At 28.4% G+C, this 16,466-nt stretch carries 8 protein-coding genes and 1 tRNA gene; 7 read left to right on the forward strand and 2 right to left on the reverse strand.

The genetic code is table 11. The features are described 5' to 3' along the window. Nucleotides 1-105 precede the first annotated feature (105 nt). The 4 genes from I4V16_RS09845 to addA all read left to right on the forward strand — a co-directional run bounded on the left by I4V16_RS09845 (nt 106) and on the right by addA (nt 8,540). A tRNA-Ser gene (locus tag I4V16_RS09845) sits at nt 106-196 on the forward strand. Between the two features lie 126 nt (nt 197-322). After that, entirely contained in the window at nt 323-1,309 is a 987-nt protein-coding gene (locus I4V16_RS09850; RefSeq protein WP_099329186.1) for a serine hydrolase, read from the forward strand. 105 nt (nt 1,310-1,414) lie between these two features. Next, nucleotides 1,415-4,849, forward strand: coding sequence for a helicase-exonuclease AddAB subunit AddB (gene addB / locus I4V16_RS09855; protein ID WP_195966668.1), 3,435 nt, complete (start codon nt 1,415-1,417; stop codon nt 4,847-4,849). Further along, a complete protein-coding gene (gene addA / locus I4V16_RS09860; protein WP_195966669.1) occupies nt 4,836-8,540 on the forward strand; it encodes a helicase-exonuclease AddAB subunit AddA in 3,705 nt (1,234 codons plus the stop codon). The genes addB and addA overlap by 14 nt, the downstream gene beginning before the upstream one ends. A gap of 7 nt (nt 8,541-8,547) precedes the next feature. Here the strand turns inward: addA and I4V16_RS09865 are convergent, their stop codons facing one another. Together I4V16_RS09865 and I4V16_RS09870 are read right to left on the reverse strand one after the other, a co-directional pair. Next, nucleotides 8,548-9,756, reverse strand: a complete 1,209-nt coding sequence (locus I4V16_RS09865) for a CCA tRNA nucleotidyltransferase (RefSeq protein ID WP_099329189.1) — start codon at nt 9,754-9,756, stop codon at nt 8,548-8,550. 135 nt (nt 9,757-9,891) lie between these two features. Then, nucleotides 9,892-11,061, reverse strand: coding sequence for a L,D-transpeptidase (locus I4V16_RS09870; protein WP_099329190.1), 1,170 nt, complete (start codon nt 11,059-11,061; stop codon nt 9,892-9,894). Between the two features lie 147 nt (nt 11,062-11,208). Here I4V16_RS09870 and I4V16_RS09875 point away from each other — a divergent pair, with 147 nt between their 5' ends. From I4V16_RS09875 to I4V16_RS09885, 3 genes are all read left to right on the forward strand, one after another. Continuing rightward, nucleotides 11,209-12,012: a DUF1189 domain-containing protein gene (locus tag I4V16_RS09875; protein ID WP_161954454.1), complete on the forward strand. Its 804-nt coding sequence runs from the start codon at nt 11,209-11,211 to the stop codon at nt 12,010-12,012. A 66-nt stretch (nt 12,013-12,078) separates the two neighbouring features. Beyond that, complete coding sequence (locus tag I4V16_RS09880; protein WP_111937731.1) at nt 12,079-13,284, forward strand: exonuclease SbcCD subunit D; 1,206 nt, start codon at nt 12,079-12,081, stop codon at nt 13,282-13,284. Next, complete coding sequence (locus tag I4V16_RS09885) at nt 13,285-16,407, forward strand: AAA family ATPase (RefSeq protein ID WP_099329193.1); 3,123 nt, start codon at nt 13,285-13,287, stop codon at nt 16,405-16,407. It begins immediately after the preceding gene. Nucleotides 16,408-16,466 lie beyond the last annotated feature (59 nt).

A 16,466-nucleotide genomic window follows, 5' to 3' on the forward strand; every position in this document is an offset into this window, starting at 1 on the left:
AGTTGGTTTAAGGCACCGGTCTTGAAAACCGGCGTACCTTCACGGGTACCCAGGGTTCGAATCCCTGTCTCTCCGCCACTATATTTTTTTATTTAGAAGGCACATGGAGAATTACTCAAGTGGCTGAAGAGGCGCCCCTGCTAAGGGCGTAGGCTGGGCAACTGGCGCCCGGGTTCAAATCCCGGATTCTCCGCCAAAAAGCATCTAACTTTTGTTAGATGCTTTTTTATTTAAAATATTACAAAAAGTAACAAACTCTATTTGTTAATAATATTATATATGTTACAATTTATAATGTGGTTATAAACGATTGGGGGATAAAATGAAGAGAGAAATAAGGAATAATGTTAAGAGAAAGCAGATGTTTATAGTAACTATAATGGTTATCCTAATTTCTAGTGTTGGACTTATTGGGGTATCTAATGTAATTACAACAAAGGCAGCTGAACGAGAAAAATTAAAAATTAAGAATGAAAAAATAATGGAGTTAAATGAACAAATTAAAGGAATATATGATAATGAAAATAAGGCTATAGAGGAAGCTATAAATAACATGGTAAAAGGATCAGATAATTATGGAGTTTATTATGAGGATTTAATAAGTGGACAAGCTATAGCTTACAATGAAAATAAATATTTTACTGCAGCAAGTACAATTAAAGTAGCACTTGTTATGAATGTTGCAGATACAATACAACGAGGAGAATTAAAAGGTACTGATACAGTACTTTATACATCTGAAGAATATGAGGGAGGAACTGGAATACTTCAAGATTACGTGGTTGCTGATAAAACAGAGGTAGAGGTTTCTAAGCTTATGGAATTAGCTATAACTTATTCTGATAATATAGCTACTCAGATGTTAAAAAAGACTTGTGAACCAATATGCTCCTATGTGTTAAAAATAACTGGTGAGCCTAGAAATGATGAAATAAATAATTTAACAGCAAAGCAACAAGGAATAATATTAAAGAGATTATATGATAATCCAGATAATAATCCACTTTATGACACTATAATAGGATACATGAAAAATACTATCTTTCATGATAGGTTAGATAAGTATCTACCTTATGAGGTAGTAGCTCATAAAATAGGAAGTTATAATGAATATACACATGATACAGGAATAGTATATTCAGAAAGACCATATTCATTATCTGTTTATACTAAATCTATTAATACCGAACCTATGGCCAAGCTTTCGAAGGCAATATATGATTTAAAAATAAGTACTGATGAGCAAGTTAAATCATTAAAAGAAGCGTATAAAAATGAGTATGGTATTGATTTAGAAGAAGTTAATTAGAGTATCTACCAAAGATACTCTTTTTTTATATTTATAATACTTATAAAATAGAAATATAGGGAAAGTATTAAAAGAAGAGATTAAATTCTTATAGGAGTAAAAAGTATGGGAATAAGATTTATTTATGGTAGAGCAGGAAGCGGAAAAAGTACATATTGTTTAAATTCAATAAAGAATAGGATAAATGATAATAATGGTAATAGATTAATTTACTTAGTACCTGAACAATATACATTTCAAAGAGAAACTATGTTATTAAAAGATGTAGGAGAAGAAGGTTTATTGAGAGCCCAAGTTTTAAGCTTTAAAACTATGGCTCAAAGGGTTTTCGAGGAATGTGGTGGAAGGGTTCATGATAGAATGAGAGATGCCGGAAAGAGCATGCTTATTCATAAAATATTGCAAGAAAGTGAAGAAAATCTTCAATATTTTAATAGGATTTCAAAAGAGCAGGGATTTACAGATATAATATCAGATACTATAACCGAATTTAAGAAGTATAATGTTACTCCCAGTGTATTAAGAGAAGGAATAACTAAAATAGATGATGAGGAGTTACAATGGAAGTTAACAGATTTAGCTAATATATTTGAGAAATTTGATCTAAGTATTTCAGAAAACTTAGTTGATACTGATGATGAGTTAACATACTTAGCAAATAAGTTAAATAATTGTGGTTTATATGATAATGCAGAGATATGGATAGATGAATTTACAACATTTACTCCTCAGCAGATGGAAGTAATAAAGGTATTAGCTAAGAAATGTAAGGGGGTAAATATAGCTCTTTGCATGGATGAAGTTATCAGTGGTGATAGCAGTGAAGTAACTGATATATTTAATCCTTTAAAAACAACAGAATTAAGAATACTTAACATGATGAGAAATGAGCATATAGGATATGAGCAGCCAGTAAATTTAAATAATAATAAAAATAATAGATTTAAAGATAATGATGAGTTAAAGCATCTAGAAAAGTATTTCTTTACATATCCATTTAAAAGTTATAAGCAAGATGTAAATACTATACGTTTGTATAAAGCAAATAATTCTTATGATGAAGTTGAGAATGTAGCAAAGGAAATATTAAGGTTTGTAAGAGATAAAGGATATAGATTTAGAGATATTTCGGTTGTGTGTAGAAATATAGATGACTATGAAAAAATAGCTACAGTTATATTTAATGAATATGATATACCATTTTTCTTAGATAAAAAGATTGATATATTAAGCAATCCATTAATAATTCTTATACTATCATCAATAGAAGTGATGATCAGAAATTGGTCATATGAAAGTGTATTTAAATATCTGAAGAGTGGTTTAGTTAACATAGATAGACATGAAATAGATATTTTAGAAAACTATGTGCTTGCTAATGGGATAAAAGGATTTAAGTGGACAAATGAATTGAGTATATCAGAGGAAGATAATGATGAAATAGATCCTATAAAAGTTATGATTAAGGTTAGAGAACCATTACTTAACCTACATTCTAAAATAAGAGGTAATAAGAGTGTAAAAGCAATATGTACTGCTATTTACGAGTTCTTAGTTGAATTAGACTGTTTTAATAGGATAGAAGAATGGATAAGTGAATTTGATGAGAATGGTATGCAAGGTAATGTTATGGAGTACCAACAGGTATCAGAGATAGTGATAGATATATTAGATCAGGCAGTTGATGTTATAGGAGAGGATTTAATTACAATAAATGAATTCTATAAGGTTTTAAATGCAGGCTTTCAAAATAAGGAGATAGGTATAATACCAATAGCATTAGATCAAGTAAATATAGGAGATATAGCAAGAATAAAGGGTAGAAATGTAAAAGTACTATTTATAGTTGGAGTTAATGACGGGATACTACCAGCAGCAAATAAAGATGAGGGGATTTTATCTGATAGGGATAGGGATCTACTTAAAGAAAATGGGATAGAGTTATCATCAAGTACCAGAGCTAAAGTTTTTGAAGAACAGTATATGGTATACACTGCATTGACATTAGCTAGTGATTACTTAATGATAAGTTATCCTATGGCTGACTTTGAAGGAAAGTCATTGAGGGCATCTATTGTAATACCAAGATTAAAGAGAATTTTTCCTAAGCTAATAGAAGAAAGTGATTTATTTAATTTAAAGGAAAAATCAGATAAGTATAGTAAGGTTACTGCTCCAATACCAACCTTTAATGAATTAATATTAGCCTTAAGAAGAAATTACGAGAGTGAAGATGTAGAGGATTATTGGAAGGATGTATATTGTTGGTATAAAGATAAGGAAGAGTTTTATAATAAGTCAGGAAATATACTTGAAGGGTTAAAATATTCTAATGATGGAGAGGTAGTAGCTAGAGAAAAACTTAAGAAGTTATATAGCATAAAAGATGGTAGATTACTATTTAGTGTTTCAAGATTAGAAAATTATGCAGAATGTCCATTTTCATATTTTATAAAATATGGTCTTAAAGCTAGGGATAGAAAAGTATATGAATTTTCAGCTCCAGATTTGGGTTCTTTTATGCATGAAATTTTAGATGAGTTCACTAATAAGGTTAAGAGAGAAAGAATATCTTGGTCAGAATTAAACTCTGAAAGATGTAGGAGTATAGTATCTGATTTAATAGAAAAAAAGCTGATTGAAGATAGTAATTCTATACTTAATAGTAGTAAAAAATATAAGTATTTTACTAATAGATTTAAAAGAGTTATAGCAAAGTCTGTATCAGTTTTAGCTGAACAAATGAGAAAAGGACAATTTGAGATATTTAGTAATGAATTTCAGTTTGGTAATTTAAGAGATGGAGCCCTAATTAAGCTAGAACTACCTTCAGGAGAAGAGGTATATCTTACTGGAAGAATAGATAGAATAGATAGTTTAGATCTTCATGGAAACACTTATATAAGAGTAATAGATTATAAATCAGGTTCTAAGAAGTTTGATTTAAATGAATTATATTATGGATTACAAATTCAGTTATTAGTTTATTTAGATGCGATTCTTAAGAATTCAGAATATATACTTCATACTCAAGCTATGCCAGGGGCAATATTATATTTTAAAATTGATGACCCTATTATAAAAAGTAAGTCAGAGCTTCAGGATGAGGAGATAAGAAAACAAGTATTAGATAAGCTAAAGATGAATGGATTGCTTTTAAAGGATGCTGAATTAGTAAAAGCAATGGATAACGATATGGAGACATATTCATTAGTAATACCAGCAACATTTAAAAAGGATGGAGACTTTTCTTCAAATAGTTCAGTAATTACTGAAGAGCAATTTAACATATTAAGAGAATACGTTAATTTTAAGATGATTGAGTTATGTGAGGATATGTTAAGTGGCAAAATAAGAATAGAACCATGTAAGAATCAAAGAACTTCTTATTGTGATTACTGTGACTATTCAGCTATATGTCAATTTGATACGAGTATAAAAGACAATAAATATAAACTTGTTTTAAAGAAGGATGATAAAGAAATATGGAATGATATGATAGAAAAGGTTAAAGGAGGTTCAGAGGATGGGGGAAACTAAGTGGACAGAAGAACAGCTTAAGGCGATAGAGACAAGAAGGTGCAACTTATTAATAGCAGCAGCAGCCGGTTCAGGGAAAACAGCTGTATTAGTTGAAAGAATAATAAGAATTATAACAAATGAAGAGAGTCCAGTAGACATAGATAGATTATTAGTTGTTACATTTACTAGTGCAGCTGCATCAGAGATGAGGGAAAGAATAGCATCAGCTATAACAAAAGCATTAGAGAAAAGTCCAAATTCAAAGAACCTTCAAAAGCAACTTACATTATTAAGTAGAGCTAATATAACTACAATGCATTCTTTTTGTTTAGAAGTTATAAAAAATAACTTTCATATAATTGATTTAGACCCTGCCTTTAGAATATTAGATGAAACAGAAGGAATGTTATTAAGAAGTGAAGTATTAGAGGAATTATTTGAAGATAAATATGAAAATGATGATAAAGAGTTTTTAGATTTAGTAGAAGCGTATAGTGATTCAAAAAGTGATGATAAGTTAAAAGATATAGTATTAGATTTATATAAATTCTCAATGAGTGGACCATGGCCTCAAAGATGGTTAAGAGATAAGAGTGAAGAATTTAATATAGGTACTATTGAAGACCTAGATAAGAGTTCATGGATGAAGGTATTTATAGAAAACTTAGTTATTGAGTTACAAGGGTTGATTAGTATGGAGGAAAAGGCCTTAGAGCTATGTGAAGAAACTAGTGGCCTGGAACCTTATATAGATACCTTTAGAGATGATATAACAATGCTACAGATGATTTATGAACATTTAGGTGCCGGAGTAGTGGAGATATATAATAGATTATCTTCAGCTAGTTTTTCAAAATTAAAAACTGTAAGGAAAGCCAATGTATCTGATGAGAATGTTCAAAGTAGAGTAAAAGCTATAAGAGATGACGTTAAAAAGAAAATAAATAAGTTAAGAGATGAAATATTTTCTATGACACCAGATGAAATGTTACATTCAGTTAAATCATCATATCCTTATATGAAAACACTATCTAACTTAGTGATAGAATTCCAAGATAAGTTCTCTAATGCTAAAAAGGAAAGGGGAGCTTTAGATTTTAATGATTTAGAACATTTATGTTTGAAGATATTAACTAGTGAGAACTCAGGGGTTGCTGATAATTTTAAGGAATATTTTGATGAAGTACTAGTAGATGAATATCAAGATTCAAACGCAGTTCAGGAAGCAATTATAGATTTAGTATCTAGGAAATATAGTGATGACCCAAATGTATTTATGGTTGGAGATGTTAAGCAAAGTATATATAGATTTAGACAGGCAAAGCCAGAATTATTTCTTGAAAAGTATAATACTTATTCAAAAGAACAAGGAAAAAACGTAAAAATTCAACTTTATAAAAACTTTAGAAGTAGGGATGAAGTAATTAAAGGTGTAAATTATATCTTTAAAGAGATAATGTCTAGGGTTGTTGGTGAGCTAGAGTATACCGATGAAGAAGCTTTGAATTTAGGCGCTAGTTATAAGGACGCAGAAGATGATAACTATGTAGTTGGCGGCAAAATAGAATTAAATATATTGGATAAGTCAACAGAGGTTGAGGAAGAAATATTAATTGAAGAAGAAGAAGATTTAGGAGCTATAAACCTAGAGGCTAGAATTGTTGCTAACAGAATAAAAGAGTTATTAAGTAATAAGGATGGAAAAGTATTTAAGGTATTAGATAAAGTAACAGGAGAATATAGGCCTGTAACGTACAAGGATATAGTTATACTATTAAGGGCTACAAAAAACTGGTCAGAAGTATTTTTAGATGAACTTGGTGCTGAGGGAATACCAGTTTACGCTGATACAGGATCAGGATATTTTGAATCAATAGAGATAAGAACTATAATGTCTTTACTTAAAGTGATAGATAATCCTATGCAGGATATACCTTTAATAGCTGTATTAAGATCACCTATAATGAGTTTTTCAGCTGAAGATCTTACTAATATTAGATTAGTAGATAAAGATAAATACTTTTATGAGAATATAATATCCATATCAAATGAAGAATTTGATTGTGAAAAAGAGCTTATTGAAAAGTGTAATATTTTCTTAGAGAGATTAAATGTATGGAGAAAGAAATCTATATATACACCAATAGATGAATTTATATGGTACCTATATACTGATACTGCTTATTATGGATATGTTGGAGCAATGCCAAATGGAGTGTTAAGACAGGCCAATTTAAGAATACTTTTTCAAAGAGCTAAGCAATATGAACAAACAAGTTTTAAAGGATTATTTAATTTTATCAACTTTATCAATAAGTTAAGAAAGTCTTCAGGGGATATGGGAAGTGCTAAAGTTTTAGGCGAGAATGAAGATGTTGTTAGAATAATGAGTATACACAAAAGTAAGGGGCTTGAGTTTCCCGTAGTATTTGTGTGTGGATCAGGAAAGCAATTTAATTTAATGGATTTAAATAATAATATCTTATATCATGAAGAATTGGGATTTGGTCCAGAACTTGTTGATTTAGATAAGAGAGTAAGCTATCCAACTTTACCTAAAGAAGCAATAAAGCAGAGAATAAGGCTTGAAACATTATCAGAAGAAGTGAGAATTCTTTATGTTGCGTTTACTAGAGCTAAGGAAAAGTTAATCATAACTGGTGCTGTTAATGGATTGGAAAAGTGGATAACTAAGTGTTGCAATGCTGCAGCTTTGGATAGGGATATAATACTTCCATCAGAGGTATTAAAGGGTAAGTCGTATTTAGATTGGATTGGTATGGCTATATGTAAGCATAGAGATGGGGAAAGTTTAAGAGAGTTAGTTGGAGCAAATGACATAAGCATAAAAGATGATTTATCCACATGGAGTGTAAAAACATGGACTAAATCTGATTTGATTGTGGATAAAAAAAATTCAGATGTGGATGAAATTAATGAAGAGAACCTGTTGATAAATTTTGATTGTTCATCTGTGGATAAGGAAATAGAAAGAAGATTAGATTTTAGATATAAATTTAGAGAATCTACATTAATAAAAAGTAACTTCTCAGTTTCTGAATTAAAAAAGAAGAATTTTGAACAGGTTCCTGTAATAGATACAGAAGAATTATTTAAAGAAGATATATGCAATATAAAGCCTAAGTTCTTACAAGAAGAAAGAGGTCTTACAGCAGCTGAAAAGGGTACAGCTATGCACTTTGTAATGCAGAAGGTAGATTTAAGTAGAGTAAGTACTATTGAAGAAATAAAAGTGCAATTAAAAGAGCTTGTTGATAGGGAACTACTTAGTAAAGAAGAATATAAAGTAATAAGTCCATATAAGGTTAAGAAGTTTTTTATTAGTAAACTTGGGGAAAGAATGCTAAGTGCACATAATAGAGGAGATATAGTATATAGAGAATTACCATTCTATACGGAGATAGATGTTCATAGAATAGATCCTGATTTACCGAAGGATGTTGAAGGGGATAAAGTTAGGTTACAAGGAGTTATTGATAGTTTCTTTTATGAGGATAATGAAGTTATACTCTTAGATTATAAGACTGACTATGTTGAACAAGGAAACGAAGAAGAGTTAATAAATAAGTATAGAATGCAAATTCAGTATTATAAAGAAGCTTTAGAAAAAATAACTAAGACAAAAATAAAGGAATGTTACTTATATTCATTTTATTTAGAGAAGGAAATATTAGTTGAGGTGAACTAGAAAATGTCTAGTTCGCCTCCTTTTTTATATATTTTTTTGCTTCTTTAAGGAGAAGTGTAGTATCGTTATTTATTGTTTCATTAATAACAAGAGTTAATAGGTGGTTTAAAGTTTCACCAATTATTTTCCCAGAGTTGAGTTGAAGGTTACTTTTTAGTATGGAGCCATCTATATTAAGTTCTTTTATATACAGAGCATCTTTATTAGAAATTATATAATTAGAGTGTTTTTTAAAAATATCTAATTTTTTTTCTTCTAAGACTTCATATAAACTAATTAAATTATTAATATTATTTCTACCAACATTAGCAATAATGTTTTTTATTTCAATTTTAGAGGCAGTATTACTTAGGTACTTATAGTTGCTGATAAATAAACATATTTTATTTATTTCGTTATTGCTAAACCTAAGCTCCTTCAATAATAGTTTTACTTTATCAGGATCACTATTTTTAAATAGTCCACTAATTCTTATACAAATATCTTTAGGTAAAAGGGATAGGTTTTTATTTAAATGAATAACGTCCCCTATATTTGAGAAAATAAGTGGAGAAATTTGAGTTTCATTTAAATAATTTAATCCTTTAATAGGATTAGAACATAACAAGATTTTTTCGAGTTCATCCCTAATTCGTTCTTTACTAATGTTATTTATAAGTTTATAGTTGTTCTTTATACTAGAATAAGTTTTTTTATCAATATTAAAATTTAATTGAGCACTAAATCTTATAGCTCTAAGCATTCTTAAAGCATCTTCATTAAAACGGGTATTTGGATTACCAACACATTTTATTAGCTTACTATTTAAGTCATTTAATCCATTAAAATAGTCCAATAGACCAATTTTATAGTTATAGGCAAATGCATTTATAGTAAAGTCTCTTCTAGACAAATCATCTTTTATATTAGTAACAAATTTTACTTCATTAGGGTGCCTATTATCGATATACTGTCCTTCTGTTCTATATGTAGTAACTTCATATGGTATTTCATTAATAAGTATTGTAATAGTTCCATGTTTAATCCCAGTAGGAATAGTTTTTGAAAATAATTGTTGTGTAATATCTGGTGGAGCAGAAGTAGCAATATCATAGTCTGTTGGAGTTTTGTTAAGAAGTAAGTCTCGAATGCATCCACCCACCATGAAAGCTTCATATCCATTCTTATAAAATGTATCTATAATTAATTGTACATTGCTAGGAATATTAAAGTTCATATTATTCCTCCTAAAAAAAATTACCTCAATGAATATTATAAGATATCCATTGAGGTAAGTTAAGCTTAAGATATTTTAAATTTAAGTAATTATATGGTCTCATGCAATATTTATAAAAACAATATTAACTAGCTTTTATTTAATTATTACTTTGGTACCCTTTGGAATATTATCATATATCCATTTAGAATCTTCATCCTTTAATCTAATGCATCCATGAGATGCTGGAGTTCCTAGTGTGTAATCTACTATATTTGTTTTTTCTTTATTATAAGGAAGTGAGTGGAATAAGTAGTCACCTAAGAACTGAACCCAGTACTTCCCCCCTTGGTTATATTGCTCAGAGAAGAACCATTGCCCTTTTTCTTTGATAGTATAAACACCTTGAGGAGTTTCTTCCCCCTTTATACCTGTAGAGCAAGTAAAAGTCTTATCTAGATTCCAATTTCTTAAATTTCCATTATAAATATAAGTTTTTTGAGCATTTAAATCTACATGAATTAAATAAGGAGTCAAGCTTTCAATAACTAATTCGTTTATATTTGAAGTTGATATATTGTTGATAATAGATGCAGAGGCAGCTTGCTCAGTTTCATTTTGTTTTGCTAAATAATTAGATCTATTATTTTTTATTTCATTAGTTTTATCAAGTATTTCATTATCATTTCCTAGTATATAATTAACATCTTCAATTAGACCCAATGCCTTTGTATAATAATGATTACTAGATAATTCATCAACTTGATTTAATAAGTCAGATTTTATATTTGTTTTACATTTATTCATATAGGATAGAGCATTTTTATATTCAGGGTCACTAGAATTAATTTTATTAAATGAATCATATGCCTTGGCATATTCCTGTGAATTAAATAGGGATACGCCTTTATTAAAGTCATTATTATCTGAACTAGTGAAAAGTGCAGTATTATCTGAAGAAGATAAGTTATATCTATATATTTCTTTAGTTATGTCGAGAGCATCATTTAAAGATATATCCTCATCAGAAATAGCTTCAGATAAATAATCTAATTTATCGTTAAAGTATTGAGAAAGGTCTTTTTCTAATAAGATAGCCTTAAATGGGTTAAGGTTTTCTGTAGTTAATACAATATTATTTGCATTAGAAAACTTCTTTTCATCAAAATAATAGGTAAAGTTACGTACCAATAATTTATAACTAAAAAACTCATATATAATTACAGATACTATAATTAATACAAAAAGTAGAATAGATGAATATAATTTAAAATTTGATTTATTACGTTTATTATTAACAAATAAATGCGAGCTATTATTATACATAAAAATCCTCCTTGATAAAGCGATATATAATAATCATTGACTAAAAGCATTAATATTAATCATTAGATATATAGATATTAGTTGAATTGAGTGTTAATAAAGATGTAGAATGTATTTATACTTAATATTGAGGTTATGGAGGATATAATGAAAAATAAAAGCTTTTTTGAGAAATTTAAAAATTCTATATATAACATAAGAGAGTTTCCAAACTATATACGAGAAGGTGTTGGAAAAGCAATATTATATGCTTTAATATTAAGCATTATTGTTGGTGGTATAAAAGGTATAACTACAACATTTAGTTTAAATAAGGATATAAATTTAGCTATACAAACTTTAGAAGATGATAAATATAAGTTTAAGATAGAAAATGGTACTTTAGATTTGGTTACCTCACCACTAAAAATAGATGATGGAAATACATTAATTTATTTAGATGAGAACAAGGATATTAGTCAATCTGAGGAATTAAAAAATATAACAGTTCATGTAGATTCGTACATACTTATATTAAAGGATGGTATTGTTACAAATTCAGAAGTAATGTTAGGGTTTTCTCAAGCAAAATATAGTGATTTTTTAGGTGATATGATTATTACTAATGATAATATCGTAGAAACCCTAAGATTAAGCAGTAAATTTATTTATGCAATTATACCTATAATTACAATACTTGAAACATTTATAACGTTAATTATGGATGCATTAATAATAGCTGCAATGTTATTATTAACTAATTTTATATTTAAATTAGGGCTAAGATTTTCTCAATTATTTTCTTTAGCCATATATACATCTACTTTGCCAGCAATACTAATACTTATTTTAAATGTAATTGTTCCTAATGTATATTTGGATTCTGTAAGGGTACTTGGAACTTTCCTTTATTCTTTTATAGTATTAAGAAATATGAGAAGTGAAATTGATGAAAATATGAATATTCAATAAAGAGGTGGCTATGCCACCTTTTTATATTTTATAATTAAGTTAAGAATAAATTTTGGAGGAGTTAAAATGAAAATAATTCATACTGGTGATTGGCACATAGGAAAAATAGTAAATGAGTTTTCAATGATAGATGATCAAAGATATATTTTAAATGAACTTATTAAATTAATAAATCTTGAAAAACCAGATGTTCTTATTATTGCTGGTGATATTTATGATAGATCTATTCCACCAGTAGAAGCCGTTGACTTGCTAAATGAAGTTTTTAGTAAAATATTAATAGATAATAAGGTTAAGATCGTAGCTATATCTGGAAATCATGATAGTGGAGAGAGAGTTTCTTTTGGTAGCAAAATATTAGAAAAAGAAGGTCTATATATACAAGGAATAATTGAAGATGAAATAAAAAGTATAAGGATAGATGATGAGGAAGGTAATGTTAACTTTTATATGATTCCCTATGTTGATCCAGCAATATTAAGAAGAAAGTTTAATAACCCTGAAATAAGAAATCATAATGATGCAATGAAAGCAGTAATTAATAGGATTAAGCCAAGCTTAAATGAAAATGAAAGAAATATAGTAGTTACACATGGATATGTAACATATAAGAGAAAGGATGACATAGATAAAGATGGAGAGAACTTATATGAATTAGCTGATTTAGAAGTATCAGATTCTGAAAGGCCTTTATCAATTGGAGGAACAGACCTAATTGATAGTGATAATTTTGATTGTTTCGACTATGTGGCTTTAGGTCACTTACATGGTAGACAAAAAGTTGGAAGAGAAGAAATAAGGTATTCAGGGTCATTAATGAAATATTCATTTTCAGAGATCAATCATAAAAAAGGTGTAGTTATTATTGAGATTGATGGAAATAAGAAGATTAACATAAGGCAAGAAGAGTTAAGACCAAAAAGAAATATGAGAATTATAAAGGGACCATTAGATGAATTAATAAAAGCAGGGTTAGAAGATTGTTCTAATAGAGAAGATTACATTCAAGCAATACTAACAGATGAAGGCGAGATAATAGATCCTATAGGAAAGCTAAGAAGTGTTTATCCTAACATAATGATTCTTAAGAGAGAAGAAAAGAAGGATATAGGAACAAGCCTTACAGCTGCATCAAAAGGATATAAAAGCAAAACTGAATTAGAATTATTTGAAGAATATTATGATAGATTAGGTTCCGGCGAATTTACAGAAGAGAAGAAGGAAGTAATAAGAAATGTAGTAAATGAAGTTTTTAGAGAGGGGGGAAAGTAATTGAGACCAATAAAGTTAATAATGTCTGCATTTGGGCCTTATGCAAAGGAAGAAGTAATAGATTTTGAAATTTTGAACGGAAAGAATATATTTCTAATTACTGGTCCTACTGGTGCAGGAAAAACAACTATTTTTGATGCAATTAGCTATGCATTATTTGGAGAGGCAAGTGGAAGTAGTAGAGAGAATGACTCTTTAAGAAGTGATTTTGCACAAAAAGATACATTAACATATGTAGAACTAGATTTTGAACTTAGAGGTGAAGTATATCATATAAGACGAGTTCCTCAACAACTAAAGCCCAAGGTAAAGGGAGAAGGATTTACTAATCATTCAGCAGAGGCTGAATTGGTGTTACCTGATGGAAAGGTAAAGACTGGTGCAATGAATGTAACAAATGAAATAAATGTTTTAATGGGAATAAATAAAGAACAGTTCAAGCAAATTGTCATGTTACCTCAAGGAGAATTTAAAAGGTTATTACTTGCGGACTCAAAAGAGCGTGAAGGTATATTTAGAAAGATCTTTAGCACATATACCTATGAAAAGATACAGTCACTATTAAATGATAAGGCTAGCACATTAAGGAAAGAGTTAGAAAAGTCACAAGATAGAGTTAGAACGAATGTTAAAAACATAAAAAGTAAAGAAGTTATAAATATCGATGATTTTATAGAATTTGATTCTTTAATAAATAAGATAGATTTAATAATAGAACAGGATACTTTGTCATATAAAGAATTAGAAAAAAGGTATAACGATATTTCCAAGGAAATATTAATTTTACAGGAAGGAAGGATAAAATCAAAAAATAATAATGACTTATTGAAAGAAAAAGAAAGTATATCTGAAAAAATTAATGAGATGCTTTTGAGAAAGAGTGAAATAGATAGAAAAGAAGTTATTTTAAAAAGAGCTATTAATGCTAAGGAAATAATATATATACAAGATAATTTATCTTCTAGGGAAAGAAGCAAAAAGCAAAAAGAGGAAGAAGTAGAATATAGTAAAAATATTTTAAATAGAGTAAAGGATGAATTAAGCAAGGCAGAGGAAAACTTAAAAGCTCAAGAAGAAAAAGAAGAAGAAAGAACTAAAATTAGAGAAGAGATAAGTGTTCTTAGGGAAAAGGAATCAAAGGTTAAAAGTATTGAAGATAAAAAAAGTAAGATAAAGATACTTAATAGAAATATAGACTTAAATAAGTTGAAAGCAGAAGAAGAAAATAGATTAATAAAAGGGCTAAAAAAAGAAAAGGAAGAAGTTACTGAGAGATTAAAAGTTATTAATGAGTTAGAAAAAGATAGGATTAAGTTAGAAGGTATTGAGAAGGAAAAGAATGAGTTAATTATTAAGGTTAGAGAAGTTTACAAGAATATAGCTAGATTTTATGAAGAGAAAAAGAAACATAGAGAAATTGCAGTAACATTTGAGGGAATTGAAGTTTCCTATAAGAACCAAAAAGAAGAGTACGAAAGAAAAGAAGAAATATACATGAAGGAGCAGGCAGGAATATTAGCTCTTAACTTAAAGAAAGATACTCCTTGTCCTGTATGCGGCTCTTTAGAACATCCTAGTCCAGCAAAAAGGATGGATAATATACCTACTGAAGAGGAATTAAAGAGTATTAAAAATATATATGAGAAAAAACAAGATGAATATAATAAGGTTCTAATGGAAATGGCCAAGGTGAAGCAATCAGTTGATGTAGTAATAAGTGATGCTATAACTCCTAGGTTAAAAGAATTATCTAATGAAATTAATTGTAGTGAGATATTTAATGAAAATTCATTTGAAGAAATAAAAATTAAAGGAATAGAGTTAAGCAATGAATTAAAGAATGTAAAAATTCAAAGAGAAGAGCTAGAAAAAGAAATAAGTAAAAAGGAAAAACTTGAATTAAGATTATCAGATATAGAAAAGTTACTTAATGATAAAGAGGATACTTTAAATAAGTTAAGTAATGAATATACAAATTTATTTGGTGAATTAAGAGCTGAAGAAGAGACTTTAAATAATATAGAGAAGGAAGTTCCAGAAGAATTAAGGTCGTTAAACTTATTAAATAAAAAAATAGTTAGTCTTGAAGAGTATTTAAATACATTAATAAAGAGTTTAGATTATGCAAGAGAGTTAAAAAATAGCCTTAATAATAAGTTAACTTCAGAGCAATCAAAGATAAAAGAATTAGGAAAATCAATAGATGAGTTAACCAATGATATAAAAGATATTAAAACTAGTATAGATACTAAGCTGAAAGAGTTAAACTTTATTGACTATGAGGAATATGAAGATTCTAAAAAGTATATTTCATTAATAGATTCTTATACCCTAGAAATTAATTCTTATAAGGAAGATATAAAATCTTTAAAGGATAGAGAAAAAGATTTAATAAAAAAGACAGAGAACCTTAAATTTGTAAATTTAGAAGAATTAGATTGTGAGATAAGCAGCAAACAGGCTAATTTGAAAGAAGTAGATCAAAACATAAAAGAAGTTTATTCCCTAATTAATAATAATTCAGCAATATTAAAAGAAATAAAGAATGTAGAAAAGTTAATTTCATATAAAGAAGAGGAATATAAAGTAATAGGTGAATTATCAAATCTAGCAAATGGTAAAAAGAGTCCATATATTACATTTGAAAGGTTTGTTTTAGCATCATACTTCCAAGAAATAATAGATTCAGCTAATATAAGATTATCCAAAATGACTAACGATAGATTTATATTAAAAAGAAAAGAAGATAAGGGAAAAGGAACATCGCAGCAAGGGTTAGAACTAGAAGTATATGATAATTACACAGGCAAAAGCAGACATGTTAAGACTTTATCTGGAGGTGAAAGTTTTAAGGCCTCATTATCATTAGCGCTAGGGTTATCTGATGTAGTTCAAGCCAATGCAGGGGGAATATCATTAGATACTATGTTTATAGATGAAGGTTTTGGAACATTAGATCCTGAATCCTTAGAAAATGCAATAAATACATTATTAGAGCTACAAAGAAGTGGAAGACTAGTTGGAATAATATCGCATGTACCAGAATTAAGAGAAAGAATAGAAGCTCAATTAGAAATAAGTGTATCTGCAGAAGGTAGTAGTACAAAATTCAATATAAATTAGTTTAGAGGGAGAAATCCCTCTATTTTTACAATATTTATTCCCTTTTTTTTACAAAAATA

Source organism: Clostridium sp. 1001283B150210_160208_E6, from assembly GCF_015669365.1.
Taxonomy (GTDB): domain Bacteria; phylum Bacillota; class Clostridia; order Clostridiales; family Clostridiaceae; genus Clostridium; species Clostridium paraputrificum.

Excerpts from the sequence above, each read along its gene's own strand:
- I4V16_RS09875 (WP_161954454.1), top strand. The coding sequence starts at position 11,209 with ATGAAAAATAAAAGCTTTTTTGAGAAATTTAAAAATTCTATATATAAC.
- I4V16_RS09865 (WP_099329189.1), bottom strand. The coding sequence starts at position 9,756 with ATGAACTTTAATATTCCTAGCAATGTACAATTAATTATAGATACATTT.
- I4V16_RS09880 (WP_111937731.1), top strand. The coding sequence starts at position 12,079 with ATGAAAATAATTCATACTGGTGATTGGCACATAGGAAAAATAGTAAAT.
- I4V16_RS09870 (WP_099329190.1), bottom strand. The coding sequence starts at position 11,061 with ATGTATAATAATAGCTCGCATTTATTTGTTAATAATAAACGTAATAAA.
- addB (WP_195966668.1), top strand. The coding sequence starts at position 1,415 with ATGGGAATAAGATTTATTTATGGTAGAGCAGGAAGCGGAAAAAGTACA.
- addA (WP_195966669.1), top strand. The coding sequence starts at position 4,836 with ATGGGGGAAACTAAGTGGACAGAAGAACAGCTTAAGGCGATAGAGACA.
- I4V16_RS09850 (WP_099329186.1), top strand. The coding sequence starts at position 323 with ATGAAGAGAGAAATAAGGAATAATGTTAAGAGAAAGCAGATGTTTATA.